The following is a 26,284-nucleotide window of genomic DNA, read 5'->3' as shown; positions in this document are numbered from 1 at the left end:
TCAGGCGGCGCGCGTGGCGGGCCTGGGCGGATTGAGCGCCCAGACCAGCACGGTCATGATGCTCACGCCGATAACGATTCCGACCAGCCGGTCGACCGGCGGGTAAAGCGAGGTCGGTGGCCCCGCACCCACCAGCGTGACCAGATAGGCGATCGCCGACTGGGTTCCGATATAGGCATTGGGCGTTTTTCCCAGATGCAGCCGGGCGAAGGAAAACACGCCAAGGAACAGTGCCGCCACCCACCAGAACTGGTCGCTGGCATCGAGCAGGATCACGCCGAAGCCGGCCGCGCCGCCGATGAAGCAACCCAGGATCCGCTGCCAGCCCTTGTGCCGCGTCGCCATGGGATCGATGTCGACCACGATCAGGCTGGAAATGAGCACCTGCGGCAATTGCGGCAGGTCGAACAGCACCCAGATCATCACGATGGTGAAGGCCCCGAGCCCGGCGATGAGCGCCTGGCGCAGGGCGTTTTCCGGCGTGGCGGCGGCCGCCTGCGCCAGAAAATGCGCCGGCAGCTCGCCCGCGCGCGGGCCCAGGGCCCAGTTCGAGAGCGTACCGCACACGACGCCGATCAGGATCTCGTAGCAGCGGTAATGGGCGAACTGGAAAAGGTTCTGGGGCTCGACCATGGTGTAGAGCATCACCAGCATGAAGGTCAGTGCGCCATAGAACCAGGCGTAGCCAAAGGCGCTGCGCTGGCGCCCATAGGTGCCGACGGCGGCGGCAAGGGCGACCAGCGCCACCTGCTGGATAGCGAGCCCCTCCATCCACTGTCCGACGACATAGCCGAGCCCCACGCCGACAAGCGTTCCGGCGACGCGCAGTACCCCCTTGGTGAACACCGCGTCGCGGTCGGTGTTGGCGATGATCAGCACGCTGAGCGCGGCCCAGTAGGGCTCCGAAAGTCCCATCCACAGCGCGGTATAGACCGCGACAAGGACACCCGAAGCGGTGGCGAAGGCTTGCCGGTCGACATCATCCATGGCCTAGAACCAGATCAGCACGCGGGCATCCGCGCCGTTGAACAGGCCGAGCGAGACGGGCCAGTCGTCAAGCGTGATCTCGATCGGGAAGCGCCGGGGCAGGCGCACCCAGTCGGTCGTCGGCTCGACATAAGGCAGCACCTCCGGATTCTGCGGCGAGCGGGACACCCCGGCGGCGATGCCGCTGACACGGCCGGAATGGATCACCCAGGGGTCGGAACCGAGGGTCAGCCAGACGCGCTGGCCGGTGCGCAGCCGCGCCAGATGCCGCTCGGCGATGTTGGCGACGACGCGCCGGCGGTTCTGTGTCACCAGCGCCAGCACTTCGGTGCCGCGCTCCAGATAGTCGCCGCGTCGGACGGTGAAGGGCGCGACCTGGCCGGCCTCGGGCGCGACGACCTTGGTCTTGGAGAAGTCGTACTGCGCCTTGTCCAGCACGGCCTTGGCGGAGGCGATGCTCGCCTTGACCACCGCCACGCGCAGGATGGCGACATTGAGCTGGGCCTGTGCCGAGAGCACGTTGGCGCCGGCGGTGGCGACGTCGCGGGTGGCCACGTCCAGCGTCGCCTCGGTCGAGAAGCCGTCGGTGGAAAGCGACTTCGCCCGTGCCAGCGTCGCCTGTGCATTGGTCTGCACCGCCTGGGCCGAGGTGACGTTGGCCCGTGCCGCCGCCACTTCGTCCGTGGCCAGTTCCAGGTCGGCCTCTGCCTGCGCCAGCGCGGAGGCGGCTTCATCGACCTTAAGCCGGTAGGGCGTCTGCTCGATCTCGAACAGCGCGTCGCCCGCCGCGACAGGCTGGTTGTCCTGCACCGAAAGCGTCGAGACCGGCCCCTCGACCTGCGAGGAGATGACGATGATGTCGCTCATCACATAGGCGTCGGAAGTGTAGGCGAAGTAGCGAACGCTGACTTCGTAGACAACGAACAGCGCGATCGCCACTCCGACGATCAGTGTCACCGGATGGCGCAGCAGGCGGATCAGCATGAAACAGTCAACCCAGGGAATCCGCCGCAGCGGCTTGCACCATCATCGCGTCTTTGCGCGCCGGGCTCAATGCGCTTCAGATACCGTCCTCACAGCGGCGGGTGCGGGATCGAGGACAGAAGCTCGCGGGTATACTCCGCCTTCGGCGCGGCCATCACCTCGTCCGTACGCCCCTCCTCGACGATCCGGCCCGCGCGCATCACGATCACGCGGTCGCACAGCATCCGCACCACTTCCAGATCGTGGCTGACAAAGATGTAGCTCATGCCGAGCCGCTGCTTCAGATCGTGCAGCAGGTTCAGCACCACCGCCTGCACCGAGACATCGAGCGCGGCCGTCGGCTCGTCCAGCACCACGAGATCGGGGTCGAGCGCGATGGCGCGGGCAATGCCGACACGCGCCTTCTGCCCGCCCGAGAGCTGGTGCGGGAAACGGTCGAGAAACTCGGCGGGCAGCCCGACGAGGCCCGCCAGTTCCTCCACCCGCGCGCGCAGCGCCTCGCGGCCGAGGCCGGCGCCCATCCGCATCAGTGGATCGGCGATGGCGCGGGCGGCGGTGAAACGCGGGTTGAGGCTGTCCGTCGGGTCCTGAAACACCAGCTGGATGCGCGGGCGAAAGGAAGAGCGGGCGAACTGGCGCGCCGGCATGGCGCCGATATCCTCGCCATCGAACAGGATGCGTCCCGCTGTCGGGTCGGTGAGGCGCATCACCATCATCGAGGTGGTGGACTTGCCGCAGCCGGATTCGCCCACCAGCCCCAGGCTTTCCCCTCGGGCGAGCTGGAAGCTGATGCCGTCCACCGCCCGGAACGGGGCCGCGGGCTCGCCGCGACCGAGCAACCGGGCAAGCCCCCCACCCGTCTCCTGGCGCGGATATTCCTTGACGAGGTTCTCGACAACCAGCAGCGGCGCGGCGGCTGGCTCCCCCGTTTTGGGCGGAGCCAGCGTGGCGGGCACGCCCTCGGGCGCAGTGCCCTCCGGCAGCAGGTCGCGCAGACCGATTCCGGGGCGCGGCGTCGCCCGCATCAGCTTGCGCGTGTAGGGATGCTGGGGGGCGCGGAAAATGGCCTCGGCAGTGGCTGATTCCACCACACGGCCCTTCTCCATCACCATCACCCGATCGCAATAGGCCGCCGCGAGGCCGAGATCGTGGGTGATGAGAATGGTCGCCATGTTGCGCTCGCGCGCCAGTTCGACCACGAGATCCATCACCGCCTTCTGGGTGGTGACATCCAGGCCCGTGGTCGGCTCGTCGGCGATCAGCAGCTGGGGCCGGCAGGCCAGCGCCAGGGCGATGACGATGCGCTGGCACATGCCGCCGGAAAGTTCGAACGGATAGGCGTGATAACGCTCCTCGGGCCGCGCGATGCGCACCGCCTTGAGCACCTCGATCGCCTTTTCGCGGGCGTCGGAAGGTTGCGCCTGAATATGCTCGATCAGCACGTCCTCGATCTGCCGGCCGACCTTGCGGATCGGGTTCAGCGCCGCGCGCGGGTTCTGGAAGATCATCGACATCTCACGCCCGCGCAAGGCGCGCACCGTGCTCTCCGGCGCGTCGCCGACATCGACGCCGCCGAAGGTGATGGTGCCCTGCGCAATGCGCCCGGCGCGGTCGAGAATGCGCATCACCGTGTAGGAGGTGACGGACTTTCCCGAGCCGGATTCGCCTACGATGCCCAGCGTCTCGCCCTTGGCGAGGGTCAGGCTCACCTGATCCACCGCCCGCACCGAACCACGCCGCGTCGCGAACTCGACGGTGAGGTCCTGCACGTCGAGGAGCGGCGGCTGCATGTGGTTGGCCCCCTGCGCAATGCCTGTCTGGATGTTCACGGCCCGGCCTCTCAGGTGCGCCGTTGGGGATCGACGAGGTCGCGCAGGCCGTCGCCGAGCAGATTGAAGCAGAACACCGCCACCATCAGCGTCGCGCCCGGAAAGAACGCGATCCACCATTCGCCGGAGATGATGAAGGAGGCCCCCTCCGCGACCATGATGCCCCATTCGGGCGTCGGCGGGCGCACGCCCAGCCCGATGAAGGACAGCCCGGCGGCATTGAGGATCGCATAGCCCATGGTGAGCGACACCTGGACCATCATCAGCGGCAGGATGTTCGGCGCGATCTGCGTGAGCAGGATGCGCAGCTCCGAATTGCCGGTGAGCCGTGCCGCCTGCACGAAGCCGGCCTCGCGGCGAATATTGGCCTCGGCGCGGGCGACGCGGACATAGAGCGGGAAATTGATGATGGCGGTGGCGATGATGATGTTGGTCACCGTGTTGCCCATCGCCGCCACGATGCCCATCGCCAGCACGAACAGCGGGAAGGCCATGATGGTGTCGGACACGCGCCCGACGATGCGGTCGGTCCAGCCGCCGAAATAGCCCGCCGCGATGCCGGCGAAGCCGCCCACCGCGAACACCAGCGCCACCGAGGTGATCGCGATCACCATGTCGAGCCGGGCGGCCACCAGCACCCGGCTGAAGATGTCGCGTCCGAGCTGGTCGGTGCCGAACCAGTGTGCCGCGCTCGGCGGTTGCAGCGCCGCGACCGTATCGCTGGCGAGCGGGTCGTAGGGCGCGATCGCCGGCCCGAGCAGCGCCGCGAACACGAGCAGCGCGAACAGGGCGAAGGCGACGCCGGTGACCGGGTTCTCGGCTACCACATGGCGCGCATGGGCAAGCAGGCCATCCCGGGCGGGCCGGGCACCGGAAGCGGAAGCCAGGCTCATGTCAGCTCTCCCATATCCGTTCGCTCATGTCGGCTTTCTCACGCTTCGATGCGCACGCGCGGATCGACGAGGCCGTACAGAATGTCGATGACGAGGTTCAGCAGCACATAGAGAATCGCCATCGCGAGCACGAAGCCCTGCACCGGCGCGTAATCGGAGGTGATCAGCGCCTCGATGGCGTAGGAGCCGATGCCCGGCCAGGCGAACACCTTCTCCACCAGCACATTGGCACCGAGCAGGAAGGAAAACACCATGCCGAGCGTGGTGATTACCGGCAGAAGCGCGTTGCGGAAGGCATAGCCCATCACGATCTTGGACGGCCTCAGCCCGCTCGCCCGCGCCGTGCGCACGAAATCCGAGGCCAGCACGGCGAGCATCGAGGCGCGGGTCATGCGCGCGATCGGCGCCAGCGAGAAGATCGCGAGCGTCACCGCCGGAAGCCAGATCTGCGAGAAGGCGGCACGGAAGGTTTCGAGATCGCCGACCGCGAGGGTGTCGATCAGATAGAAGCCGGTGATGTCGGGCGGCGCCGAGTAGAAGAAGTCCAGCCGCCCCAGCGGCGCCGGGGCCCAGCCGAGCTTGAAATAGAACACATAGACCAGCAGCAAGCCGGTGAAGAACACCGGAAGCGAAACGCCCGCCGTCGCCACGATGCGGCACAGATGGTCGATCCACGAGCCCTGACGCACGGCGGCGAGGATGCCGAGCGGGACCGCGATGAGGATCGAGATCAGCAACCCCAGCAGGGTCAGTTCGGCGGACGCCGGCAGCCGCGCGCGGATGTCGTTCAGCACCGGCTGGCCGGTGGTGAGCGAGGTCCCGAGATTGCCGGTGACGAGGTCCTTCACATAGGCGACGAACTGCACCGGCAGCGGCTGGTCGAGGCCCAGCGTGGCACGGATCTCGGCGATCGCCTGCGGCGTCGCCGCCGGCCCGGCGAAATAGGCCGCCGTGTCACCCGGCAGCACCCGCGTCAGCAGGAAGGTGACGATGACGACACCGATGATGCTGGGCACCGCCGTCGCAAGACGCCTGACGATCTGTTGCAGCAACGCCGCCTCCCCTCACGAGAGCCTGCCAGTCCCTGGTCTTCACGGCGGCGGCGATCGCGCCGCCGTGACACGTTCCCGCGCGCCTCAGCCCTTCTTGAGGGTGCGGTAGTCGAGCTGGCGATGGAACCAGTACTGGTAGCCGGAGATCTGCTTCTGCATCGCGACGCTGAGATAGGGCTGGTAAAGCGGCACGCGGGGTATGTCGGCGAAGGCGAGGTCGATGAAGCCGTCGACATCCTTGTCATAGGTCGGCCAGTCGGCCGTCGCCGCCGCCGCGCGGGCGCCGTCGATCAGCTTGTCCATCTCCGGGTTCTTGTAGCTCATCGTGTTGAACAGCGTATTCTGGCCGTGATAGCACCAGAAGAAGAAGTATTCCGGGTAATCGAGCCAACCCGAGAAGAAGTTGGAGATGAGCGGCATCTCCTTCTTGATCAGCTCGCCGCGCCAGTTGGCGCCCGGAATCTTGTTCAGCGTCGCCTTGATGCCGATCTGGGCGAGGCTCTCCTGAACCAGCGTGCACAGCGGCTCGTTGATGGCGGCCGAGCCGAGATCGAAGGAGAGCGTGGTCTCGAAGCCGTTGGGATAGCCGGCCTTGGCCAGCAGCTCCTTGGCCTTGGCCATGTCGGTATTGTAGCCATGGGCCTGCGGCCACACCGGCTCGGTGACCGTGTTCGACGCCGCGCCGTAAAGCGGCTTGCCGAGGCCGAACAGCACCGCATCCATGATCTTCTGGTAGGGAAGCGCATAGGCCACCGCCTGACGCACTTCGAGCTTGTCGAAGGGCGGCTTGGTGACGTTCATGCCGATATACTGGATACCGTTCGAGATCGGGTTGGAGACGACCTTGACCTTCCCGGCCTTGTCGAGCTCGACAAAGTCCTTCGCCGGCAGGCCGAAGGAGATGTCGGCATCGCCGCGCTCGATCAGCGCCCGGCGGTTGCCGGCGGAAGGCACCATGCGCCAGACCACGCGCTTAAGCGCGGGCATCGGGCCGCACTTCCAGTCGTCATTGCGCTCGAACACCACCTCGGTGCCCGGCTGCCACTTTACCACCTTGTAGGCACCGCCGCCGGCGGTGTTCTGCTTGGTGTACTCCATCCCCCACTTGTCCTGCTCGGTGGCCTTGGACTTCACCAGCTTGGAATTGTAGACCGACGGCACGATCACCGCGATGTCCGGCATGGTCAGCCGGTCAGGGCGGATGAAGTCGACGCGGAAGGTGTGGTCGTCCACCACCACGAACTGCTCGGGCTTTTCCAGCGAGCCGGCCTTCATCTGCACGGTCGGAAAGCCGCCGACGGAGACCGCGCGATCGAAGGACCACTTCACGTCGTGCGCCGTGACCGGCGAGCCGTCGTGGAACTTGGCGTCCTTGCGGAGCTTGAAGGTGACCGAATCCGGGGTGAGATCCCACTCTTCCGCCAGCTCGGGCACGAGCTTGTCGCGGTCATAGCTCACCGTTCCGTCGGGCATTGTCTTGGAGCCGTAGCTCATCAGACGGTCGTAGCAGTTCCACGACACCTCATAGCCCGGGCGGTTGGTGCCGACGCCCTGGATATCGAGATTGTTGGGCCCGTCCTCGCTGATCAGAAGCAGCGTTTCCTGCCGCGCCGACTGCGCGCTGGCCGAGGACCAGATGGCGGGAGCGGCGACGCCGGTGGCCGCGGCGGAGGAAAGGACGGTGGCAGATGTCAGAAATTCACGACGGTTCATGGAAGGCCGAGCTCCGGGCGATGTCCGATGTGAGGTGAACCCTTGCGTTCTCTGTTACCCACTGTGCATGCAATTTCCCGAAATTGCGTGCTCAAATTGTTTTCAGCGTTGCTCATTTTCTGATCTGTATGCAGGGCCCAAATCATGGCAAGGATAGGCGATGTTCTTCGGCTGAATGCAGCAGGATAGGCGCCTACCGATGTCGGACGACCGACAGACGCGGACCGAAAAGCTCGCGAGCGAGATCGCCGATGCCATTCTGGATGGCACGCTGGCCCCTGGAAGCCGTCTCGACGAGCACATGCTGGCGGCCCGCTACGGCACATCCCGCACGCCGGTCCGCGAGGCGCTGCGCCAGCTTGCCACCACGGGACTGATCGATCTTCGCCCGCGCCGCGGGGCGATCGTGGCCGAGGTCACCTCGGGCGAGCTTGAAATGCTCTTCGTCGCGATGGGCGAGCTGGAAGCCACCTGCGCGCGGCTCTCGGCCATGAGCATGACGCCGATCGAGCGTCGCCGCCTCGGCGCACTTTACGATTCCATGGGCGAGATGGTCGCGCAGGACGACGTCCCCGCCTACACCAGCGCCAACACCACTCTGCACGCCATGTTCTACGCCGGCACCCACAACCCCGTGCTTGCGGAAATGACGGCGGGGCTGCGCCGCCGCCTCGGCCCGTTCCGCCGCGCGCAGTTCCGCGCGCCGGGCCGGCTGATGCTGTCCCATGCCGAGCATGGCGCGGTGGTGCGCGCCGTGCTGGCCGGGGATGCCACCGCCGCCCATGCGGCGATGCTGCATCATGTCAGCCTGGTCGAGGACGCTTTCGAGCAGCTCGCCGGAACGGCGATGGAGCCGACGCCGCGCGCCAGAGCCGGCTGAAGGCCGGCCGCCTCCCCTTTGCATCCATTTCACGTGCCGGCCTCGCCCGCCATGGTGGGCGAGGGCGTCAGCGTTCCTCGATGGAAGGCAGCAGCGGCGCGTCGTCTTCCTCTGTCCGCTCGCGTGCACCGGGATGCTCCTCGATGTGCGGGCCGGGCGTACGGGCCGACCGGGCGGCATCGGCACGGCGCTTCTGCGGCAGGGTCACGTCTTCCGGGCGCTGGTTGACCACGCGCAACGGCGCGGAATCCCCCTTCTTGTCGGTGCCCATGTAGATCGTGCGGTGCGGGAACGGAATCTCGATGCCCTTGGCCTCGAAGGCGGCCTTGATGCGCCGGTAGAACTCGCGCTTGACGTTCCACTGGCCAAGCGGACGCGTCTTGAAGCGTCCGCGCAGCCAGACGCTGGATTCCTGAAGTCCCTCGACGCCGACCACCTCGAAGGGCTCGACGATGGTGTCGGCCAGCGGCCCCTTCGCCGCCATGTCCGCGGCCACTTCCGCCATCACCGCCAGTGCGTCGTCGATGTTCTCACGATAGGCGACGGTGACGTCGACCACGGCATAGGCGTACTCCTTCGACATGTTCTTGACGGTCTGCACCTCGCCGAAGGGAATGGAGTGCACATTGCCGTCGAAGTCACGCATGTGCACGGTGCGGATGGTGATCTTCTCCACCAGCCCGGCATGCGAGCCGACCTCGACAACGTCACCCACCGAGAGCGTGTCCTCCATCAGGATGAACACGCCGGTGATGACGTCCTTGACCAGGGTCTGCGCGCCGAAGCCGATGGCGAGGCCGAGGACACCGGCACCGGCGAGCAGCGGCGCGATGTTGACCCCGACCTCGGAGAGCAGGATCAGCCCGCCGAGGGTGAGCAGAACGACGCGGAACGCGTTCTGCAGGAAAGGCAGAAGCGTCTTCAGCCGTGTCGAATTCGGATTGGCGAGCCGCATCCGTTCAGCGAAGGCGGAGGACAGTTCCCACAATACCATCCCCGCCAGCAGCACGACGCCAATCGAGATCAGTCGCCCGACAAGGCCCTGCCCCGACGCGGACGCCAGCCAGACGAAGGGCTCGGCGCCCCAGATCTCCAGCAGCGCCATGACGACAACGATCGCCAGCAGGCTCTTCAGCGCGCTGCGCAGCAGGGGAAGATACCGGTTCGCGCGCGCCTCCAGCATCGGATAGCGCTCGCGAAGATCCGGCCTGAGCTGGAACACGCGATCAAACAGGCGCCCCAGCGCGATGCCCACCAGCGTCGCCGTCGCGATGGTGATCAAGGAGAGCAGTGTCGCCCGGGCGAGGAAATCGAACCCACGCCCCACATGCAGCACCCACACCAGATAGGCGACGCCGATATAGGCGATTGCCAGGACGTGCCAGAAATCGGCAATCGTCTCGCGCAGCCGCACCGTCCGGCCGTCCTTGGCTCCAAACCTGCGCAATTTTCGGGCAACCCCGACGCGGATCTGCAGGATCAGGACAATGCACATGCCGGCCAGCAGAAGGCCCAGCAGGTCGACAAAGAACACATAGGCCGCCCGCGACAGCCCGAGCACCCACGCGGCGCGCAGGATGAAGTACCCATAAATGGCGGCGTGAGAGAAACGGCGGACCCACAGATAGCTGTAGGCGGCGTTCTCGTTGTGCTGGCGGAACAGCCGCATTTGCGGCGCATCCGGCGTCAGCACCGCCCGGGCGCCCGCGATAACCAGCCGCGCCAGCACATTGGCGTTGATCACCGTCACCACGGCGAGCCGGACGATGAAGCTGAGATCGACCATCGCCAGCACGCCGAACGCCACGGCGGCGAAGACGCCGATCGGTATGATGTCCAGCACCGTGCGGACCAGCAGCAGCAGGAACTTGGCGAAAAAGGCGCGCGCGGGCCTCGCCTCCAGGGCCCGGCGCGGACGCGCGAGCAGCCATTTGCACACATACTCGGCCAGGATCGCCGCGGCGAGGACGGCGAGGACCGTCGTCATCGCCCAGCCGATCCGCTCCAGTATGAAGGGATCCGTCAGATTCTCGAACAGCTCGGCGACCTGCGCCGGCAGCGTCTCGATCTCGGCGACGATGCCCAGCACCGCGCCGGAGAAAGCGCCCAGCGATTCCGTTGCCCCGGAAAGCCAGTCCTCCCGCTTGGGTGGCTCCTCGGCCACCGCCCCGCTGTCCACCAGCGCCCGCAGCTTGCTGAGAAACTCCGCACGGGTCTGGTCATTGCTCAGCGTATCGAGCAGCGCCTTCAGGTGCGGCGCGGTTTGTGGTGGTGCCGGGGACGAGGCGGTGGCCGCCGCGGAGAGTGCCTGAGTCTGGCTGAAGGCGGGGCCCGCGAAGACAATCGCAAGCAGAAACAGAAGGGCAGCTGGAATCTTACGTGGCGGCATGGGGAATCCCATCATTCATGGTCACGACCGCCACGGATCGCGACGCTCTCGGCAAGTTGGCGATAGATCGCCAACGCGGTATGTCGACACTCGTTCCCCCAAGGGTTCCAGATTTGCCGCGGTGCGGCAACCCGAAGGGCCAAGAAGATCGGCAATCGTCGAAGCCCGAGTCGATATGCGACCGATCGTCGGTTGCGCTCGGCAATCGCGGGCGACTAGAGTTCGACGACCTCTCGAGTCCCAAGATTTCCCTGCGAATATCCCGTTCGGGATTGCTGGTCGTGCCAATGATCGATTTTGCATATATATTTTCAGGGTTTTTCGTCGGTATCCTGGTCGGCCTCACCGGGGTGGGCGGTGGCTCGCTCATGTCCCCGCTTCTGATCCTTCTTTTCGGCGTCGCACCCACCACGGCGATTGGCACCGACCTGTGGTTCGCGGCCGTGACCAAGATGTTCGGCTCGGCCTTCCATCACAGATATGGCAGCCTCAATCTGCGCATCGCGGTGCTGCTCGGCATAGGCAGCATTCCCTCGTCCGTGCTGGTTCTGCTCTATCTGTACGTCTCCCACACGACGTTTGATCCCTCGTTCACCACCAACATCCTGGGCGGCGTGCTGCTGATGACATCCGTCGCGATGGTCTTCCGCGAGCGCATCCAGCGGGCGGCGATACGTGGCAGCGAGCGGTTCGCCCACCTGACCACTCTGCGCGACGGAGGCACGGTGCTGTGCGGCTGCGTCATCGGCGCCATGGTGACATTGACCTCGGTCGGGGCCGGCGCCCTCGGCGCCGTCTTCCTCATCGCCCTCTACCCCACCCTCGCCGCCCGCCAGATCGCGGGGACGGACACGGCACATGCCGTGCCGCTGACCATCATCGCCGGCACCGGCTATCTCATCCTCGGCAATGTCGACCTCGCCCTGCTCGGGCTGCTGCTGCTGGGGTCGATCCCGGGAATTGCGCTGGGCACCCTCGCCTGCTCGCGCCTCGACGAGCGGCTGGTGCGGATCCTCATCACCCTTGTTTTGTTTGTGGCCGGCGTCAAATTGCTGCTTCGGTGAGCGTGCCGGCTTTCCGGCCAGGAAATGTCCTGTGCAACACACAGGGGCATTTCGTGAATTCGCGATCACGCCTATTGTCCCGAAAGATGAAACCTCAGGGCAGACGCATGGCGGGTCCGCGGCGGCAAATGTGTCTCGGTCGACTGGCGACGAACGGTCTTCGAGGGCTTCTGCTCGCCGCCCTCCTTTGTCTGGCGCACGTGGGCGACGCGCGGGCAGAGTCCGCTGTCCACGAATCCCTCCAGCTTCAGGTTGTGGGAGGGCTGGGCGGCGTGACCCAGTATCTGAAGCTTGAGCGCCCCTTCTGGGAAAACGAGCTGCCCGAACGCACCAATGGCCGGATCACCGCCTCCATACGCCCCCTCGACAGCGGCGGCCTGCGGGTTCAGGAGATGCTGCAGCTCATGCGGCTGGGAGTGGTTCCGTTCGGGACGGCGCTGCTCGCCCTGGTGGCGGGCGACGAGCCCGAGCTGAACGCCATTGACCTGCCGGTCCTCAACCCCGACATCGCCACACTGCGCCGCACCGTCGCCGCCTTCCGCCAGCATCTGGCCGACATCCTGCGCACCCGCTACGACATCGAGCTTCTCGGCATTTACATCTACCCGGCACAGGTCCTGTTCTGCAAAGCCGCGTTCACGGATCTCGACGACATCTCGGGCCGGAAAGTGCGCACATCCTCCGTCGGCCAATCCGAGCTGATGACCGCGCTTGGCGCCATTCCGGTTCAGGTGCCGTTTGCGGAAATCGTGAACGCGCTGCGTGACGGCGTCGCGGACTGCGCCATAACCGGAACACTGAGCGGATACGAGATCGGACTGCCCGAGGTCACGACCCATGTGCACGCGATGGCGATCAGTTGGGGCATCTCGATCTTCGGGGCCAACCTGGCGACCTGGCACAACCTGCCGGCCGACGACCGGGCGATCCTGCGCTCGAGCGTGGCGGAGCTTGAGCAACGCATCTGGCAGCAGGCGGAGGCCGACACCGAGCGTGGCCTTGCCTGCGATGCCGGCACCATATCCTGCGGCAAGGATCCGGAGCGGCCGATGACCATCGTGCCGAGCAGCGCCGCCGATACACAGCAGCGCCTGCGCCTTCTCGAGGAGGTCGTGTTGCCACGCTGGATCGAGAGATGCGGCAACGCCTGCGCGGAGGCGTGGAACACCTTTCTCGCTCCCATTCATTCGATAACGGTGCCGGTCCAGTGAACTCAGCCAAGTGAATGCCACCCGACGAACCCACCAAGTGATACCCTTCAAGTGTACCCCGCGCAGAGCAGCCGATAACACCCGATGATCTGGCATCGCCTCAAGCTGACTGTCGCAACAGGGACGGCGATCATCCTGCTGATTATAGCGGCAGGAACGGCAGCGCTGCTCGACCAGGCCGAGCGCGCGGCAATGCTGGCCGCACGGATATCGCTGGAACGCTCCGCCCAGGCCGTTGAGAACGCGTTGAACCGGCAGCTGCTCCAGGTCCACGGCGCGCTCGCCAGCCTGCCGACACTGTTCGCGGCCTCAAGCATCACGCCGATGGATCCCTCCGCCGTCGACGACGTCCTGCGGGGACTGAATTTCCAGACCCTTGCCTATCGCGACCTGATCCTCGTCGATTCCCATGACACTATTCTGGCCTCGGCCCGCCGGCGCCCCTCCGGGCAGAAGCTGCCCTTCGACACCAGAACACTGAATATTGGTCCGGCCGCCCTCGTCGGCCCCCTGCGCAACGCCATAACCGGCGACTGGTCGCTCTATGTCTGCCGCTCCCTCGTGGCCTGGAGCGGCATCACCGCGGTCGCCGAGGTGCCGCTCCCCACGCTGATGGAACTCCTCGCCGAAACCGGCATTCCACCCGGCGTGAAGCTGCAGCTGGAGCGCCCCGACGGCATGCTCGTCGCCTCGCTGCCGCATAATGAGACAGAGACCGGCAAGGTACGCCCCTCCGCGCTTGGAACGCACACGGCCGACGGCAAGGCGTTCGTTGCCATCAATCCGGTCACCGGCGAGCGTTCGCTCGCCATCGTCCGCGGCTCGCTCTATGGCAGCCTGCGCGTGGTGCTCACCGCCCCGCTGACGAAATTGCTCAGCGACTGGAAACGCGATCGCGACAACACGATCGCCGCCGCCACGGTCGGCGCCCTGTTGATCGCGGCCTTCAGCCTGGCGCTGATCGCCGCCCTGCGCCAGCGCGAGAAGGTCGAATCTGAGCGGAGCCGTTCGCAGAAGGTGCTGGTGAACGCGATCGAAGCCATGTCGGAAGGCTTCGTGATGTGGGACGAGAATGATCGGCTGGTCACCTGCAACGAACGCTACCGCGACCTCTACCGGATCAGCGCCCCGTTTATCGAGCCCGGCATCAGCTTCGAAGAACTGGTGCGAAAGGCCGCGCAGGCCGGGCAGTACCCGGAAGCGAAGGACGATCTGGAAGGGCTTATCACCTCGATGCTGCAGCTGCACCATCGCGGCAGGGGGTCGCTGGAGCGCCTTCTCCCGGACGGCCGCTGGGTGCTGATGAAGGAACGGCGCACGGCCGATGGAGGAACGGTCGGCACGCGAACCGACATCACCCCGCTCAAGACCATGCTGCGCGAACTCGCCGAGGCCAATGAGCGGGCCAACGAGGCCACTGCCGAGGCCCACCGCCAGAACGCGGCCTTGACCGAGCGCGAAAGGCGCATCTGGTTCCTCGCCCATCATGACGACCTTACCCGCCTGCCGAACCGGGTACTGTTCCGCGAGCGCCTCGCCTCGGCCCTCGGCAAGGCCACGGCCGAGGGAGACAAGCTCGCCCTGCTCTATCTCGATCTCGACCGGTTCAAGGACGTCAACGACACGCTCGGTCATCCGGTCGGCGACGCGCTGCTGCGCACCGTGGCCGAGCGGCTGAGCAACTGCGTGAACGACCCCGATCGCGTCGCCCGGCTCGGCGGCGACGAATTTGCCGTGGTCAGCCTGGCCCAGAACCAGCCTGCGGACGCCGAGCAGCTCAGCGCGAAGATCATCGAGGAGCTTGGTCAGCCCTACAGCATTCTCGGCCACACCATTTCGGTGAGCGCCAGCATCGGCATCGCTGTGGCGATGCCCGAAAGCCAGGACGCCGATGCCCTGCTCAAGCAGGCCGACCTTGCGCTGTACCAGGCAAAGGGCAAGGGCCGCGCGCGGTTCTGCGCCTTCGAGCCCGGCATGGACGCGCATCTGCGCGACCGGCTCGCCATCGAGGGGGATTTGCTCCACGCCCTGCCCGGCGAGCAGTTCGAGCTGGTGTATCAGCCGATCTACAATCTGGCCTCGGAACGGCTGTGCGGCTTCGAGGCCCTGCTACGCTGGCGCCACCCCATCCGCGGCTTCATAAGCCCGGCGACCTTCATCCCGATCGCGGAGGATACACGGCTGATCGTCGACATCGGCCTATGGGTGCTGCGCCGGGCCTGCCACGATGCCTGTCTCCTGCCGGACGATCTGAAAATCGCGATCAACCTTTCACCGATCCAGCTCGCCTTCGGCGACATCGTGGCCGCCGTGAGCCAGGCTCTGGAGGAGAGTGGGCTCAACCCGGCGCGTCTCGAACTCGAAATCACCGAAACCGCCCTCTTCACCAATGACCAGCATAATCTGGAAGTGCTCAGCCGCCTGAAACTGATGGGTGTGAAGATCGTCCTCGACGACTTCGGCACCGGCTATTCGAGCCTGAGCCATCTCCACCTGTTCCCCCTCGACAAGATCAAGATCGACCAGCTCTTCGTGCGGGACATGACGTTACGCCCGGAGAGCGCCATCATCGTCAACGCCATCGCCATGCTCGCCTTCCGGCTCGGCATGACGACGACGGCGGAGGGGATCGAGACCACCGAACAGTGGGAAGCGGCACGGCGTTCGGGCTGCACGGAGGCGCAGGGCTACCTGCTGGGCAAGCCGATCTCCATCGACACCGCCGTGACGATCGCCGCAGCGCACCGGTGCGTCACCGAGACAGTATCCGGCGCGACGTGAACCCGGCGCGACGCCGACGCCGGCCCGCGTTACCCCTCCGCTCCATCGGAGCCAGGGTTCAGGGGCCGTAGACGGAAAGCAGGACGCAGCTGTTGTCCGCCAGACGGCGGACCTTGTGGCGCAGAACGCCGGGAAACTGCACGGAGTCACCCTTGTTGAGCACCAGTTCCTGATCAGCGAAACGCACTTCCACCTTGCCCTGAATGACGAACAGCACCTCTTCGCCGCGATGGGTCGCTTCCGGCTCATTGGCGAACTCGGCAGGCGGATACATGAGGAAGACTTCCAGGCCTGAGCTGTCGGACCCCTGGGTCAGCACTTCCATGTGGTAGTTGCCGTCATCGGCGGTGAGCGCATCGCGATCGCCCGCACGCGTGACGAAGATCAGCTGGTGGTTCTCCGCCGCGCCGAACAGCTGCGCGGCGGACACTTCCAGCGCCGTGGAAATCCGCAGGACGATGGCCACGGAAGGGACCTTCAGCCCCCGCTCCACGCGCGAGAGATAGCCCTTGTCCACGGCGGCGGCCAAGGCCAGCTGCGACAGGGAAAGCCCGCGCGCGGTGCGCAGCGCGCGAATGGCGCGACCCAGGCTCACATCGGTCGCAGCCTTTGTCGTCGCGGGGGCAGCTAGCGTGACCATGGGGCTCTCATACTCCTGCGGTTGCTCGGCGCGCACCGGAATCGCACAAACCCGCGTTCTGCACGGCCCAAACTCCCAGAACCGACTTTGGCGAGGACGGCAGCACAATTTCCCCACTCGGATGGCGATTGCAAGTGGTCAATTGCGCCCATTGTACAATGTTGATCATCAGGCAACCCCTACGGCCGCGTTGCCACAACCCCGCCTTTGCGAGCTTGGCATAGGCCTTGCTACGTAAAGGGTTGGAAGCTCGGATTACCGTTTCGGGAAGCCAAGAATGGTTGTTCAATAGGCAACGTTGTCTAATTTCTGGACGCTGACAATCAAAGAGGGACAGATCCATGAAGCTCACCAAGCATGTGCGTCAGGCACTGTTGGTCCTGATGGCCGCGACCCTGCCCATCTCGGGGGCAGCCGCCGCGGACACCAAGGTCAAGTGGAAGATGGCCGGCACCTTCTCAAGCTCGCTGCCGCAGCTCGGCACCCTCGGGAAGCGTATTCAGGACCAGATCGACAAGGTCTCCGGCGGCAATATGGAAATTCGCTTCTACGAGCCCAACGCCCTGGTTCCGCCGCTGGAGGCGTTCGACGCAGTGTCCATGGGCGCCATCGATGCCGCCTTTTCCACCCCCGGCTTCTGGGGCGGAAAGGTGCCGGCGCTGCAGGTCTTCGGCGCCCTGCCGTTCGGCCCCGCCGCACCCGAATACATGGCCTGGTTCTATTTCGGCGGCGGCAAGGAGATCTTCGACGAGATCTACGCCAAGTACGGCATCAAGTCGGTCATGTGCGGCATGCTCGCGCCCGAAGGCTCGGGCTGGTTCAAGAAGGAGATCAAGAGCGTCGACGATCTCAATGGCCTCAAGCTGCGATTCTTCGGCCTCGGCGCCAAGGCGCTGGCCAAGTTCGGCGTCTCCGCCCAGCTTCTTGCGGCGCCCGACGTCTACCCTGCCCTTGATCGCGGCGTCATTGACGGTCTCGAATTCGTGCAGCCCGCTATCGACCTCAAGATGGGCTTCTGGCAGATCGCCAAATTCTACTACTTCCCCGGCTGGCACCAGCAGTCGACCTTCTTCGACCTGATGATGAACAAGGACAAGTGGGACAAGCTGAGCCCCACTCAGCAGGCTCAGATCGAGAGCGTGTGCGGCGACAACGTGCGCTACGGCATCGCCGAGGGCGAGGCGATCCAGCTGCCGGCCCTCAAGGCGCTGCAGGAGAAGGGCGTCACCATCAAGAAGTGGTCCGATGAGGACCTGGCAAAGCTGCACGGCGCGGTGGACGAGGTGATCGCCGAACAGGTCGCCGCCGATCCCGATTTCGCGCGCGCATATGCCAGCTTCTCGGCATTCCGCGACGACTACGCGACCTGGAAAGAAATCGGATACCTGAAGTGATCCCATGACCTTCCTGCTCGCCGCGTCAAACCTCTTGAGGATGATCGCACGGCGGGTCGGGCAAGTGGCGGCGTGGTGTGTCGTGTTCTTGATCCTGACCGTCGTGCTCGACGTCATCACCCGCCGCTTCATCGTGCTTGGCTCGACGAAGCTGCAGGATCTGGAGTGGCACTTCCATGCCGCTCTTTTCCTGCTCTGCCTCGGCTACGCCTATGTGGAAGGGGAGCACGTGCGCATCGACGTGCTCCACGCCCGCTTCGGGCCGAAGACCGCGGCTGTCATCGAACTGATCGGCGCGACGCTCTTCCTCGCGCCGTTCTGCATCATCGTGCTCAGCTATGGATGGGGCTTCGTCGCGCATTCCTTCCAGCTCGATGAAGGCTCGCCCTCGCTCACCGGCCTGCCGCACCGATGGATCGTCAAGTCGGCGCTTCTCGTCGGTTTCGCCACTCTCCTTATTGCCGCCCTCAGCGCCATCACCGGCTCTCTGGCGACGCTCCTCGGCGCGCCGCCACCCAGGAGCCATCACGACGAGCACCAGGAGGTCGGTCTGTGAGCGCATTCGACACCGCATTGCCGTTGACCATGCTGGCATTTCTTGTGCTGGTGCTGTTCTCCGGCTTCCCCGTGGCCTTCTGCCTCGCCGGCGTGGGGCTCGTCTTCGCCCTGGTCGGCGGCATGCTCGATCTGTTCGTGCCGGCGCAATTGTTTCTGGTCGTCAGCCGCATCTGGGGCTCGATCGCGGACAATCTGGTGCTGGTCGCCATTCCCATGTTCATCTTCATGGGGATCATGCTGGAACGCAGCGGGGTGGCACGGCACCTGCTGGAGATCCTCTCCGTGCTGCTGCGGCGGGTGCCCGGCGGGCTTGCCCTGTCCGTCGTCCTGATGGGCACCATCATGGCGGCGACCACGGGCATTGTCGGCGCCTCGGTGGTCATGCTGGCGCTCCTGGCCCTGCCGGTCATGATGGAGCGGGGCTACGACAAGGGCATCACCTCCGGGGTCATCGCCGCGTCCGGCACGCTCGGAATCCTTATCCCGCCGTCCATCATGCTGGTCATCATGGGCGATCTTCTGGCGATCCCGGTCGGAGACCTGTTCACCGGCGCGGTGATTCCCGGCTTCCTGCTCTCGGGACTCTATCTCGTCTACATCGTGGTCATGGCGATATTGAAGCCCGATCGCCTGCCCCGGCTAGAGAAGGCGCCGATGGCGGACGGGCAGAGCCTCATTGGCCTCATCATCCGCGGCTTCGTCCCGCCGACGGCGCTGGTGGTGCTGGTGCTCGGCTCCATCATCTGCGGCTTTGCCACCCCCACGGAGGCGGCCGGCGTCGGTGCCTTCGGCGCCACGGTCCTGGCCGTCTTCAACCGGACCTTCTCGCTGAAGTTGCTGAAGGATGTGGTGCAAAGCACGGCGCTCACCAACGCCATGATCTTCGGCATCTTCTGCGGCGCGACGCTTTTCTCCTACGTCTTCCGGGAGCTTGGAGGCGACGATGCCATCGTGCACGTCATCGAACTTCTCGACCTGCACGACTGGACCCTGCTCTTCCTGCTGATGGGCATCATCTTCCTGCTGGGTTTCGTCTTTGACTGGCTGGAGATCACGCTGATCATTCTGCCGGTATTCCGGCCCATCGTGATGGAGCTGGACTTCGGCGATGCGGTGCCGAAGGACCGTATCCTGCTCTGGTTCGCCATCGCGGTGGCGGTCAACCTCCAGACCTCCTACCTGACGCCCCCCTTCGGGCCAGCCCTGTTCTACCTGCGCCAGGCCGGACAGGGATATCTGACCCTGGGCGACATCTACAAGGGCATCATCCCCTTCACTCTGCTTCAGCTCACCGGGCTTTTACTGTGCCTTCTCGTTCCGGCACTGGTCCTGTGGCTGCCGACCTACCTCGGTTACTGAGGCATTTCCAAAAACCTACCAAGCTCAAGGAGAGCCACATGTCACGCAACGTCATCGCGACGGATGCGGCCGCCCCGGCCGCTGGCCCCTATTCCCAGGGCATCTCGTTTGCCGACCTCGTCTTCGTCTCTGGCCAACTTCCCATAGACCTCTCCACCGGCGAACTGGCCGAGGGGATCGTGGCGCAGACCAAGGCGTCGCTGGCCAACCTGGAGGCCGTGCTGAAGGCGGGCGGGGCGAGCCTCGCCAGTGTGGTGAAGACCACCGTGTTTCTGAAGAACATGGATGATTTCGCCGCAATGAACGAGATCTACGCCAAGGCCTTTCCCAGCAGCGCGCCGGCCCGCTCCACCATTGAGGTGGCACGACTGCCCAAGGGCGCGCTGGTCGAAATCGAAGCCATCGCGGCGCGTGTCGATTGAGGGTGCCATGACGGACGAGACGAGCGTGAAACAGATCGAGGCCTTCGCCCATCCCGCCGCTCAGGCGGCACTGGGCGTTGAGGGCGGCACCACGGGCTGGAAGGGCGAATTGCTGCACATCCATATCGCACCCGCGGCGAGCTACGAGATGGAGGAGCTGACCGAGGCGACATGTGTCGCTGGGCGCGGCATCGAAGGCGATCGCTACTATCTCGGCACCGGCACCTATTCGCCCCGCCCGGATGTGCGCGAGATCACGCTTATCGAGCAGGAAGCGCTCGATGCCCTTGCGCGCAACGATCCGCCGCTCCAGGAGGGCCCGGTGGTGCTGGCGCCGGAGGAGCACCGCCGCAATCTCACCGTGCGCGGAGTGCCGCTCAACCATCTGGTGGGCCGGCGCTTTCGCGTGGGCGAGGTGGTCCTGCGTGGCGGGCGCCTCAACTTTCCCTGCAAGTATCTGGAAAACCTACTCGATCGCCCGCTCTTCCTGCCGCTTTACAATCGCTCCGGCCTCAATTGCGGCATCGAGACGAGCGGCACGATCCGGCCGGGAGATGTCATCGAGTTGTTGGACTAGGCGATGAGTGACCGTCTTATCATGAAATTGCGGGTCGTCGGCGCGAGGCTGACGACCCCGGACGTCCTCATGCTTGACCTGCAGCATCCCAAGCGGCCGGCGCTTCCGGCATGGACGGCCGGCGCCCATGTGGACGTAATGGTGGCCGGCGGCGTGCGCCAGTATTCGCTCTGGGGCGACCCGGAGGATCGCGGCCGCTACCGCATCGCGGTCAAGCGCGAGGCGGGTGGACGCGGCGGCTCGAAATGGATCCATGACCATGCGAGGGAAGGCTCGGAGCTTCACGTCTCCGCTCCCCGCAACCATTTTGGTCTTGATGGAAAAGGCGGGCGATACGTGCTGGTGGCCGGCGGTATCGGCGTGACGCCGATCCTCGCCATGGCCCGCGTGCTGGCGGCGGGGGAAGCGGACTTCACCGTCCATTACTGCGCCAGGAATGCGGCGCAGGCTCCGCTTCTCGACGAGCTGAGGGCCGTGTGCGGCGACCGCCTGACAACCTGGTTCTCGCAGGAAGGCCGGCGCCTCGACGTGCATACGCTACTGGCCCGGGCCGCGGGCGCCGAGCTCTACGCTTGCGGCCCGAACAGCCTGACGGCGGCGCTTGAAACGGCCATCGCCGCCCAGGGCTTTCCCGCCGACCTCTACCACAGGGAACATTTCGCAGCCCTGTCGGATGCCGATTTCGTCCCGGACTCCTTCGAGGTGGTTATCACCTCCAGCGGCCGCAAGCTCCATGTTCCGGCGGACCGCAGCTTGCTTGAGGTGTTGCGGGACAATCACTTCGTGCGTGGCTCTTCATGCGAGATCGGTGTGTGCGGCTCGTGCGAGTGCGGCTATGTGAGCGGGGATGTGATCCATCGCGACGCGGTACTTGGCGTAAAGGCCCGTGCCAGTCGCCTCATGCCCTGCGTCTCCCGCGCCAGAGGCAGCCTGACACTCGATCTCTGATCAGGCGGGGCGTCCGTCGAGACGGAGAGCGGCGACTGCCTGCGTGCGGGGTGGCACAGCGCGGCGGACAGACCCCGGCCAGGCTCGCCGCGCAATGGGGTCGGGGGCATGCCCCCGACCCCATTGCGATCTCATCAACCACGGAGCATAAAACCAGAGGACTCCCGTTCTGGCCGGACACACGCGGGGAGCACGTCAACGCGCTCAACCGGCCGGAAGAAAGGCGTCAGGCAGCGGAAGTTTGCGGATTCTGATCGAGCGGATCGTGCTGGCGCCCGGCAATGAACGAGGCGAGATGTTCGCGGCGCTGCACGGCGAACCATCCTCGAATGGACCTAGCGCCAAGCAATCGGAAAGACCGCTAGAAAAACAAAACCCGCAGCCGAGGCTGCGGGTTTGTCGGTATCAGTGGTTGCGGGGGCAGGATTTGAACCTGCGGCCTTCAGGTTATGAGCCTGACGAGCTACCGGGCTGCTCCACCCCGCGTCAGAGCCGACATTTCGGCGCCCGGCAGGGCAACCTCGTGTCGACGAGGGGTATCTAGCAATCCCGGTGCCCAATTGAAAGGCCTGGAGGCCAACTTTTTGTCATCGGAACGTCGCCAGCATCGATATTGATGATATAACCAATTGAGAAAATGGAGGAATTTAATGCGGGACCGAAGCCGCGAGGGGGCTGTTCATAACACCGGCGCCGATGCCCGTCATGCCGGGGCAACTCCTGATACCGGCGTATCGGATGCTGGCGCCTCGCTCGGCCCGCTTGCCCATGGCCTTCTCGACGCCGCCCAGGAGGCGCGGACCGCGCTGGATACCAAGGACCCGGTCACGGCCGTCCATGACCTGAGAAAGGCGTTCAAGCGCCTGCGCGCGCTGCTGCGGCTGGTGCGCGGGCGCCGGGAGCGCGCGCAGGCCCGCGCCCTCGGCCGCGCCATGGCGGAAGCGGCACGCCACCTGTCGGGAGCGCGCGATCACGCCGCCCGGCAGGACGCGCTCGATGATCTCGTGGCCAAGGCCGGCCTCGACACCGCCCACGCCGCGGCTGCCACGCAGGCGCTTTCCGCCCCGCTTGATGCCCCCTCGTCCGAGGCCGTGCCGGCGCCGAGCGCCGCGGAAGGCGGCATCGGCCCGCACCGGGCGGCGCTCGACGCGCTTGTCTACCAGTGCCTCATCGACACCCCTCGCCTTTCCGGCGGCATGAAGGACAAGGCGCTTCTCGCCGCCCTTCGCGACGATTACGCCCGCGCGCGGCGGCGCCCCGTCGACACGGACGATCCCGAAAGCCTGCATGACCTGCGCAAGGCCGTCATCGCCCATCGCTACCAGATGGCGCTGGTGACGCCGTTCTGGCCGCGCCTTGGCAAGGTGTGGGAGGACGAGCTCCAGCGCCTGCGCGACAAACTCGGCCAGCATCATGACCTTGCCGTGCTGCTCGGTCAGATCACTGCGGCGCAGCAGGCCGGTGCCGCGCCCGCGGGCGAACAGGAATGGCCGGCCGGCGTCATAAGCGCGGCGCAGGCGCGCCAGCAGCGCCTCGCGCTCTCGGCGCTGCGCCTGCGCGAGCGCCTGTTCGCCGAGCGGCCGAAGGCGTTTCACCGCCGTATCGCGGCTTATTTTGATCCTGTATCGCTAAAGGAATAAGAGGACGCATCGGCCTCGCCTTTTCAACGCAGGAAATCCCGATGTTCGTCCGGCAGATGCACTACCTCGTCGCCCTGTCCCGCGAGAAGCACTTCGGCCGCGCCGCCGAGGCGTGCAACGTGTCGCAACCCACGCTTTCCGCCGGCATTCGCAAGCTGGAGCAGGAGCTTGGCCTGCCCATCGTGGTGCGCGGGCATCGCTTCCTCGGCTTCACCGTGGAGGGCGAGCGGGTGCTGGGCTGGGCGCGCCAGATCGCGGCCGATTACGAGAGCCTGCGCCAGGAGCGCACCGAGCCCGGCGGCCAGCTCTCGGGCACGCTGCGGGTCGGCGCCATCCCCTCCACCACAGCGGCAGCCCCCGCTTTGCTGGCCCGCTTTCACGACCGCCATCCCGACGTGAAGGTGCAGATGCTCACCCTGAGCTCGGTGGCGATCCAGCGCGGGCTCGACCAGCTCGAACTCGATGCAGGCATCACCTATCTGGAGAACGAGCCGCTGAACCGGGTTCGCCGCGTGGAGCTGTATGTCGAACGCTATGTCTTCGTCACCCGGCGGGACGACCCGTTGGCGCGCCGGCGCACCCTGTGCTGGGCCGAGGCCGCGGCTCGGCCGCTGTGCCTGCTGACCGCCGACATGCAGAACCGCCGCATCATCGACCAGGTGATGGGGGATGCGGGGCTGGCGGTGCAGCCAGCCATCGAGACCAGCTCCTTCATGGGGGTGTGGAGCTTCGTGCGCCGTGGACCATGGACCAGCATCGTACCGGAGGCGAGCTGGCGCGGCCTTGGCGAGAGCCCGGATCTTGTCGGCATCCCGCTGGTCGATCCCGTGCATGCGCAGCCCATCGGCCTCGTGCTTTCCGATCGCGAGCCGCTGAGCCCGGTCGCCGGCGCACTGATGAAACTGGCCCGCGCGCTGCCCCGCGACCCGGAAGGTTCCCTAATGTCAATTGAGACTATTTAAAAGTAATCGCGACTTCATCGTCGCCGTCTATCAATTGTTCCGCCCTTTCAATTTGAACCGCGCGCGCTCTTGCCCCAGATTCAGGCCATCGACGGCGCAGCGGCACATCTGAAGCCGCGCGCCACGCCGATGCGGAAACGTCCGTCGCGCTGGCGCATCACCAGATGGCGCGCGCCGGGTTCAGGCGATTGCTGACCAGCCCAGGGCCCGCGCCTCCGCGCGGCGCCAATGCGGTTGTCTGCGCGGCCGACGCGTTTCCGCTCACCGAAGCGAGGAGATGCCAGCATGGCGAAGGTACTTTGCGTCCTTTATGACGACCCGATCACCGGCTACCCCACCAGCTATGCCCGCGATGGCCTGCCCAAGATGGAGCGTTACCCCGGCGGACAGACCCTGCCGACGCCCAATGCCATCGATTTCACCCCGGGCGAACTGCTCGGCTCGGTCTCCGGCGAGCTTGGCCTGCGCAAATATCTTGAATCCAACGGCCACACCCTGGTTGTGACCTCCGACAAGGACGGCCCGAACTCGGTGTTCGAGAAGGAGCTGGTCGATGCCGACATCGTCATCTCCCAGCCGTTCTGGCCGGCCTATCTCACGCCCGAGCGCATCGCCAAGGCGAAGAACCTCAAGCTGGCGCTGACCGCCGGCATCGGTTCCGACCATGTCGACCTTCAGTCGGCGATCGACAACAACATCACCGTGGCGGAAGTCACCTACTGCAACTCGATCAGCGTCGCCGAGCATGTGGTGATGATGATCCTGTCGCTGGTGCGCAACTATCTGCCCTCGCACGACTGGGCGAAGAACGGCGGCTGGAACATCGCCGATTGCGTAAGCCACGCCTATGATCTGGAAAAGATGGAGGTCGGCACGGTCGCGGCCGGCCGTATCGGCCTCGCCGTGCTGCGTCGCCTGGCGCCGTTCGACGTAAACCTGCACTACACCGACCGTCACCGCCTGCCGGAGTCGGTGGAGAAGGAACTCAACCTCACCTGGCACGCCACGCGCGAGGAAATGTACCCGGTCTGCGATGTGGTGACGCTGAACTGCCCGCTGCACCCCGAAACCGAGCACATGATCAATGACGAGACGCTCAAGCTGTTCAAGCGCGGCGCCTACCTCGTCAACACGGCGCGCGGCAAGCTGTGCGACCGCGACGCCGTGGCCCGCGCCATGGAATCGGGCCAGCTGGCGGGTTATGCCGGCGATGTCTGGTTCCCGCAGCCGGCGCCGAAGGATCACCCGTGGCGGACCATGCCCTTTAACGGCATGACCCCGCATATTTCCGGCACCACCCTCACGGCGCAGGCGCGTTACGCGGCCGGCACGCGCGAGATCCTCGAGTGCTTCTTCGAAGGCCGGCCGATCCGCGACGAGTATCTCATCGTCGAGGGCGGCGCCCTGGCTGGCACCGGCGCGCATTCCTATTCCAAGGGCAATGCGACCGGCGGCTCGGAAGAGGCGCAGCGCTTCAAGAAGGCGAGCTGACGCCCTCGCGGCACCCGCCCTCCGGGGCGGGTGCTTCTCTCCCGGTCCTCTCCCGTCACTGACAGAGGCGCCCCGAGCGAACGGCGGGGCGCCTCAGCCCTTTCCGCCCGCCGGCTGAATGCCGTTCTCCCCCTTGGGGAAGCGTGCGATCACCGACGGATTGATGTTGAGGTGCTGCGCGACCAGTTCCGGCGGCGCATGCGTCAGCCAGTTCGACAGATCGATCTCCTCATATTCCGGCGCACGGAACACCGCGAGCACCTGCGCGTCCTCGGTGCCGGTGTTCTCGATGTAATGGCCCTGGCTCTTGGGCACGACACCGAGGTCGCCCGCCTGGAAATCGATGGTCTGCGCACGCGGGCCGGCGTTGAACACCGTCATCCGGCCCTGCCCCTTGATCCAGTACTGCCATTCATCCGCATTGGGATGCCAGTGCATCCGCCGCAGGCTGCCCGGCTTGATGGTCTCGATCACCCCGGTGATGGACTTGGAAACCTTGAAGGTCCGGCT

Annotated in this window: 22 protein-coding genes and 1 tRNA gene (1 of these 23 only partly in view); 13 read left to right on the top strand and 10 right to left on the bottom strand. The window is 65.7% G+C overall.

Annotated elements, in window-relative coordinates; all coding sequences use genetic code 11:
* From G3A50_RS15260 to G3A50_RS15235, 6 genes are all read right to left on the bottom strand, one after another.
* The gene (locus G3A50_RS15260) at positions 1 to 987 is read right to left on the bottom strand and encodes an FUSC family protein (RefSeq protein ID WP_163076061.1); all 987 of its coding nucleotides are present in this window, start codon (positions 985 to 987) and stop codon (positions 1 to 3) included.
* A gap of 3 nt (positions 988 to 990) precedes the next feature.
* The gene (locus G3A50_RS15255) at positions 991 to 1,971 is read right to left on the bottom strand and encodes an HlyD family secretion protein (RefSeq protein ID WP_163076060.1); all 981 of its coding nucleotides are present in this window, start codon (positions 1,969 to 1,971) and stop codon (positions 991 to 993) included.
* Positions 1,972 to 2,060: 89 nt separating this feature from the next.
* Positions 2,061 to 3,761 carry a dipeptide ABC transporter ATP-binding protein gene (locus G3A50_RS15250; RefSeq protein ID WP_163077693.1) on the bottom strand — a complete coding sequence of 567 codons (1,701 nt, stop codon included), beginning with the start codon at positions 3,759 to 3,761 and terminating at the stop codon, positions 2,061 to 2,063.
* 50 nt (positions 3,762 to 3,811) lie between these two features.
* Complete coding sequence (locus tag G3A50_RS15245) at positions 3,812 to 4,693, bottom strand: ABC transporter permease (RefSeq protein WP_163076059.1); 882 nt, start codon at positions 4,691 to 4,693, stop codon at positions 3,812 to 3,814.
* Between the two features lie 38 nt (positions 4,694 to 4,731).
* Positions 4,732 to 5,745, bottom strand: a complete 1,014-nt coding sequence (locus tag G3A50_RS15240; RefSeq protein WP_163076058.1) for an ABC transporter permease — start codon at positions 5,743 to 5,745, stop codon at positions 4,732 to 4,734.
* An 84-nt stretch (positions 5,746 to 5,829) separates the two neighbouring features.
* Positions 5,830 to 7,458, bottom strand: a complete 1,629-nt coding sequence (locus tag G3A50_RS15235) for an ABC transporter substrate-binding protein (RefSeq protein ID WP_163076057.1) — start codon at positions 7,456 to 7,458, stop codon at positions 5,830 to 5,832.
* A gap of 199 nt (positions 7,459 to 7,657) precedes the next feature.
* On the opposite strand from G3A50_RS15235, the gene G3A50_RS15230 reads away from it, so the two are divergent.
* Entirely contained in the window at positions 7,658 to 8,338 is a 681-nt protein-coding gene (locus G3A50_RS15230; RefSeq protein WP_163076056.1) for a GntR family transcriptional regulator, read from the top strand.
* Positions 8,339 to 8,405: 67 nt separating this feature from the next.
* Here the strand turns inward: G3A50_RS15230 and G3A50_RS15225 are convergent, their stop codons facing one another.
* On the bottom strand, positions 8,406 to 10,727 hold the full coding sequence (locus G3A50_RS15225; protein WP_246251735.1) for a mechanosensitive ion channel family protein: 2,322 nt from the start codon (positions 10,725 to 10,727) through the stop codon (positions 8,406 to 8,408).
* Positions 10,728 to 11,014: 287 nt separating this feature from the next.
* Here G3A50_RS15225 and G3A50_RS15220 point away from each other — a divergent pair, with 287 nt between their 5' ends.
* The 3 genes from G3A50_RS15220 to G3A50_RS15210 all read left to right on the top strand — a co-directional run bounded on the left by G3A50_RS15220 (position 11,015) and on the right by G3A50_RS15210 (position 15,783).
* Positions 11,015 to 11,791 (top strand): sulfite exporter TauE/SafE family protein, encoded by a 777-nt coding sequence (locus G3A50_RS15220; protein ID WP_163076054.1) that lies wholly within the window; start codon positions 11,015 to 11,017, stop codon positions 11,789 to 11,791.
* Between the two features lie 272 nt (positions 11,792 to 12,063).
* A complete protein-coding gene (locus G3A50_RS15215) occupies positions 12,064 to 13,002 on the top strand; it encodes a TRAP transporter substrate-binding protein (RefSeq protein ID WP_210255148.1) in 939 nt (312 codons plus the stop codon).
* Positions 13,003 to 13,086: 84 nt separating this feature from the next.
* Positions 13,087 to 15,783: a bifunctional diguanylate cyclase/phosphodiesterase gene (locus tag G3A50_RS15210; protein WP_163076052.1), complete on the top strand. Its 2,697-nt coding sequence runs from the start codon at positions 13,087 to 13,089 to the stop codon at positions 15,781 to 15,783.
* A gap of 58 nt (positions 15,784 to 15,841) precedes the next feature.
* Here G3A50_RS15210 and G3A50_RS15205 read toward each other — a convergent pair whose 3' ends face one another.
* The gene (locus tag G3A50_RS15205) at positions 15,842 to 16,423 is read right to left on the bottom strand and encodes a helix-turn-helix domain-containing protein (RefSeq protein WP_163076051.1); all 582 of its coding nucleotides are present in this window, start codon (positions 16,421 to 16,423) and stop codon (positions 15,842 to 15,844) included.
* Between the two features lie 341 nt (positions 16,424 to 16,764).
* Between G3A50_RS15205 and G3A50_RS15200 the strand changes: the two genes are divergently transcribed.
* From G3A50_RS15200 to G3A50_RS15175, 6 genes are read left to right on the top strand one after another with little or no spacing between them, the layout of a single operon-like run.
* Positions 16,765 to 17,817 (top strand): TRAP transporter substrate-binding protein, encoded by a 1,053-nt coding sequence (locus tag G3A50_RS15200; RefSeq protein ID WP_163076050.1) that lies wholly within the window; start codon positions 16,765 to 16,767, stop codon positions 17,815 to 17,817.
* 4 nt (positions 17,818 to 17,821) lie between these two features.
* A complete protein-coding gene (locus tag G3A50_RS15195) occupies positions 17,822 to 18,373 on the top strand; it encodes a TRAP transporter small permease subunit (protein ID WP_163076049.1) in 552 nt (183 codons plus the stop codon).
* The gene (locus G3A50_RS15190; RefSeq protein WP_246251733.1) at positions 18,370 to 19,734 is read left to right on the top strand and encodes a TRAP transporter large permease; all 1,365 of its coding nucleotides are present in this window, start codon (positions 18,370 to 18,372) and stop codon (positions 19,732 to 19,734) included. The genes G3A50_RS15195 and G3A50_RS15190 overlap by 4 nt, the downstream gene beginning before the upstream one ends.
* Before the next feature lie 38 nt (positions 19,735 to 19,772).
* Positions 19,773 to 20,156: a RidA family protein gene (locus tag G3A50_RS15185; protein ID WP_163076048.1), complete on the top strand. Its 384-nt coding sequence runs from the start codon at positions 19,773 to 19,775 to the stop codon at positions 20,154 to 20,156.
* A gap of 7 nt (positions 20,157 to 20,163) precedes the next feature.
* Positions 20,164 to 20,733, top strand: a complete 570-nt coding sequence (locus G3A50_RS15180; protein ID WP_163076047.1) for an MOSC domain-containing protein — start codon at positions 20,164 to 20,166, stop codon at positions 20,731 to 20,733.
* A 3-nt stretch (positions 20,734 to 20,736) separates the two neighbouring features.
* Entirely contained in the window at positions 20,737 to 21,681 is a 945-nt protein-coding gene (locus G3A50_RS15175; RefSeq protein WP_163076046.1) for a PDR/VanB family oxidoreductase, read from the top strand.
* 409 nt (positions 21,682 to 22,090) lie between these two features.
* On the opposite strand, the gene G3A50_RS15170 is transcribed toward G3A50_RS15175, so the two are convergent.
* A tRNA-Met gene (locus G3A50_RS15170) sits at positions 22,091 to 22,167 on the bottom strand.
* Positions 22,168 to 22,331: 164 nt separating this feature from the next.
* On the opposite strand from G3A50_RS15170, the gene G3A50_RS15165 reads away from it, so the two are divergent.
* From G3A50_RS15165 to G3A50_RS15155, 3 genes are all read left to right on the top strand, one after another.
* Positions 22,332 to 23,321 carry a CHAD domain-containing protein gene (locus tag G3A50_RS15165; protein WP_163076045.1) on the top strand — a complete coding sequence of 330 codons (990 nt, stop codon included), beginning with the start codon at positions 22,332 to 22,334 and terminating at the stop codon, positions 23,319 to 23,321.
* Positions 23,322 to 23,362: 41 nt separating this feature from the next.
* Positions 23,363 to 24,283 carry a LysR family transcriptional regulator gene (locus G3A50_RS15160; protein ID WP_163076044.1) on the top strand — a complete coding sequence of 307 codons (921 nt, stop codon included), beginning with the start codon at positions 23,363 to 23,365 and terminating at the stop codon, positions 24,281 to 24,283.
* Positions 24,284 to 24,568: 285 nt separating this feature from the next.
* Entirely contained in the window at positions 24,569 to 25,774 is a 1,206-nt protein-coding gene (locus G3A50_RS15155) for an NAD-dependent formate dehydrogenase (protein WP_163076043.1), read from the top strand.
* 93 nt (positions 25,775 to 25,867) lie between these two features.
* Here G3A50_RS15155 and G3A50_RS15150 read toward each other — a convergent pair whose 3' ends face one another.
* Positions 25,868 to 26,284: the 3' portion of a cupin domain-containing protein gene (locus G3A50_RS15150; protein WP_163076042.1), read on the bottom strand. It continues 840 nt past the right edge of the window; the window shows 417 of its 1,257 coding nt (coding positions 841-1,257); its start codon lies beyond the right edge, outside the window; it ends in the stop codon at positions 25,868 to 25,870.

The sequence above is a fragment of the Ancylobacter pratisalsi genome, from assembly GCF_010669125.1.
In the GTDB taxonomy this organism is placed as follows: Bacteria; Pseudomonadota; Alphaproteobacteria; order Rhizobiales; family Xanthobacteraceae; genus Ancylobacter; species Ancylobacter pratisalsi.
This window is presented reverse-complemented; position numbering and strand designations above follow the sequence as displayed.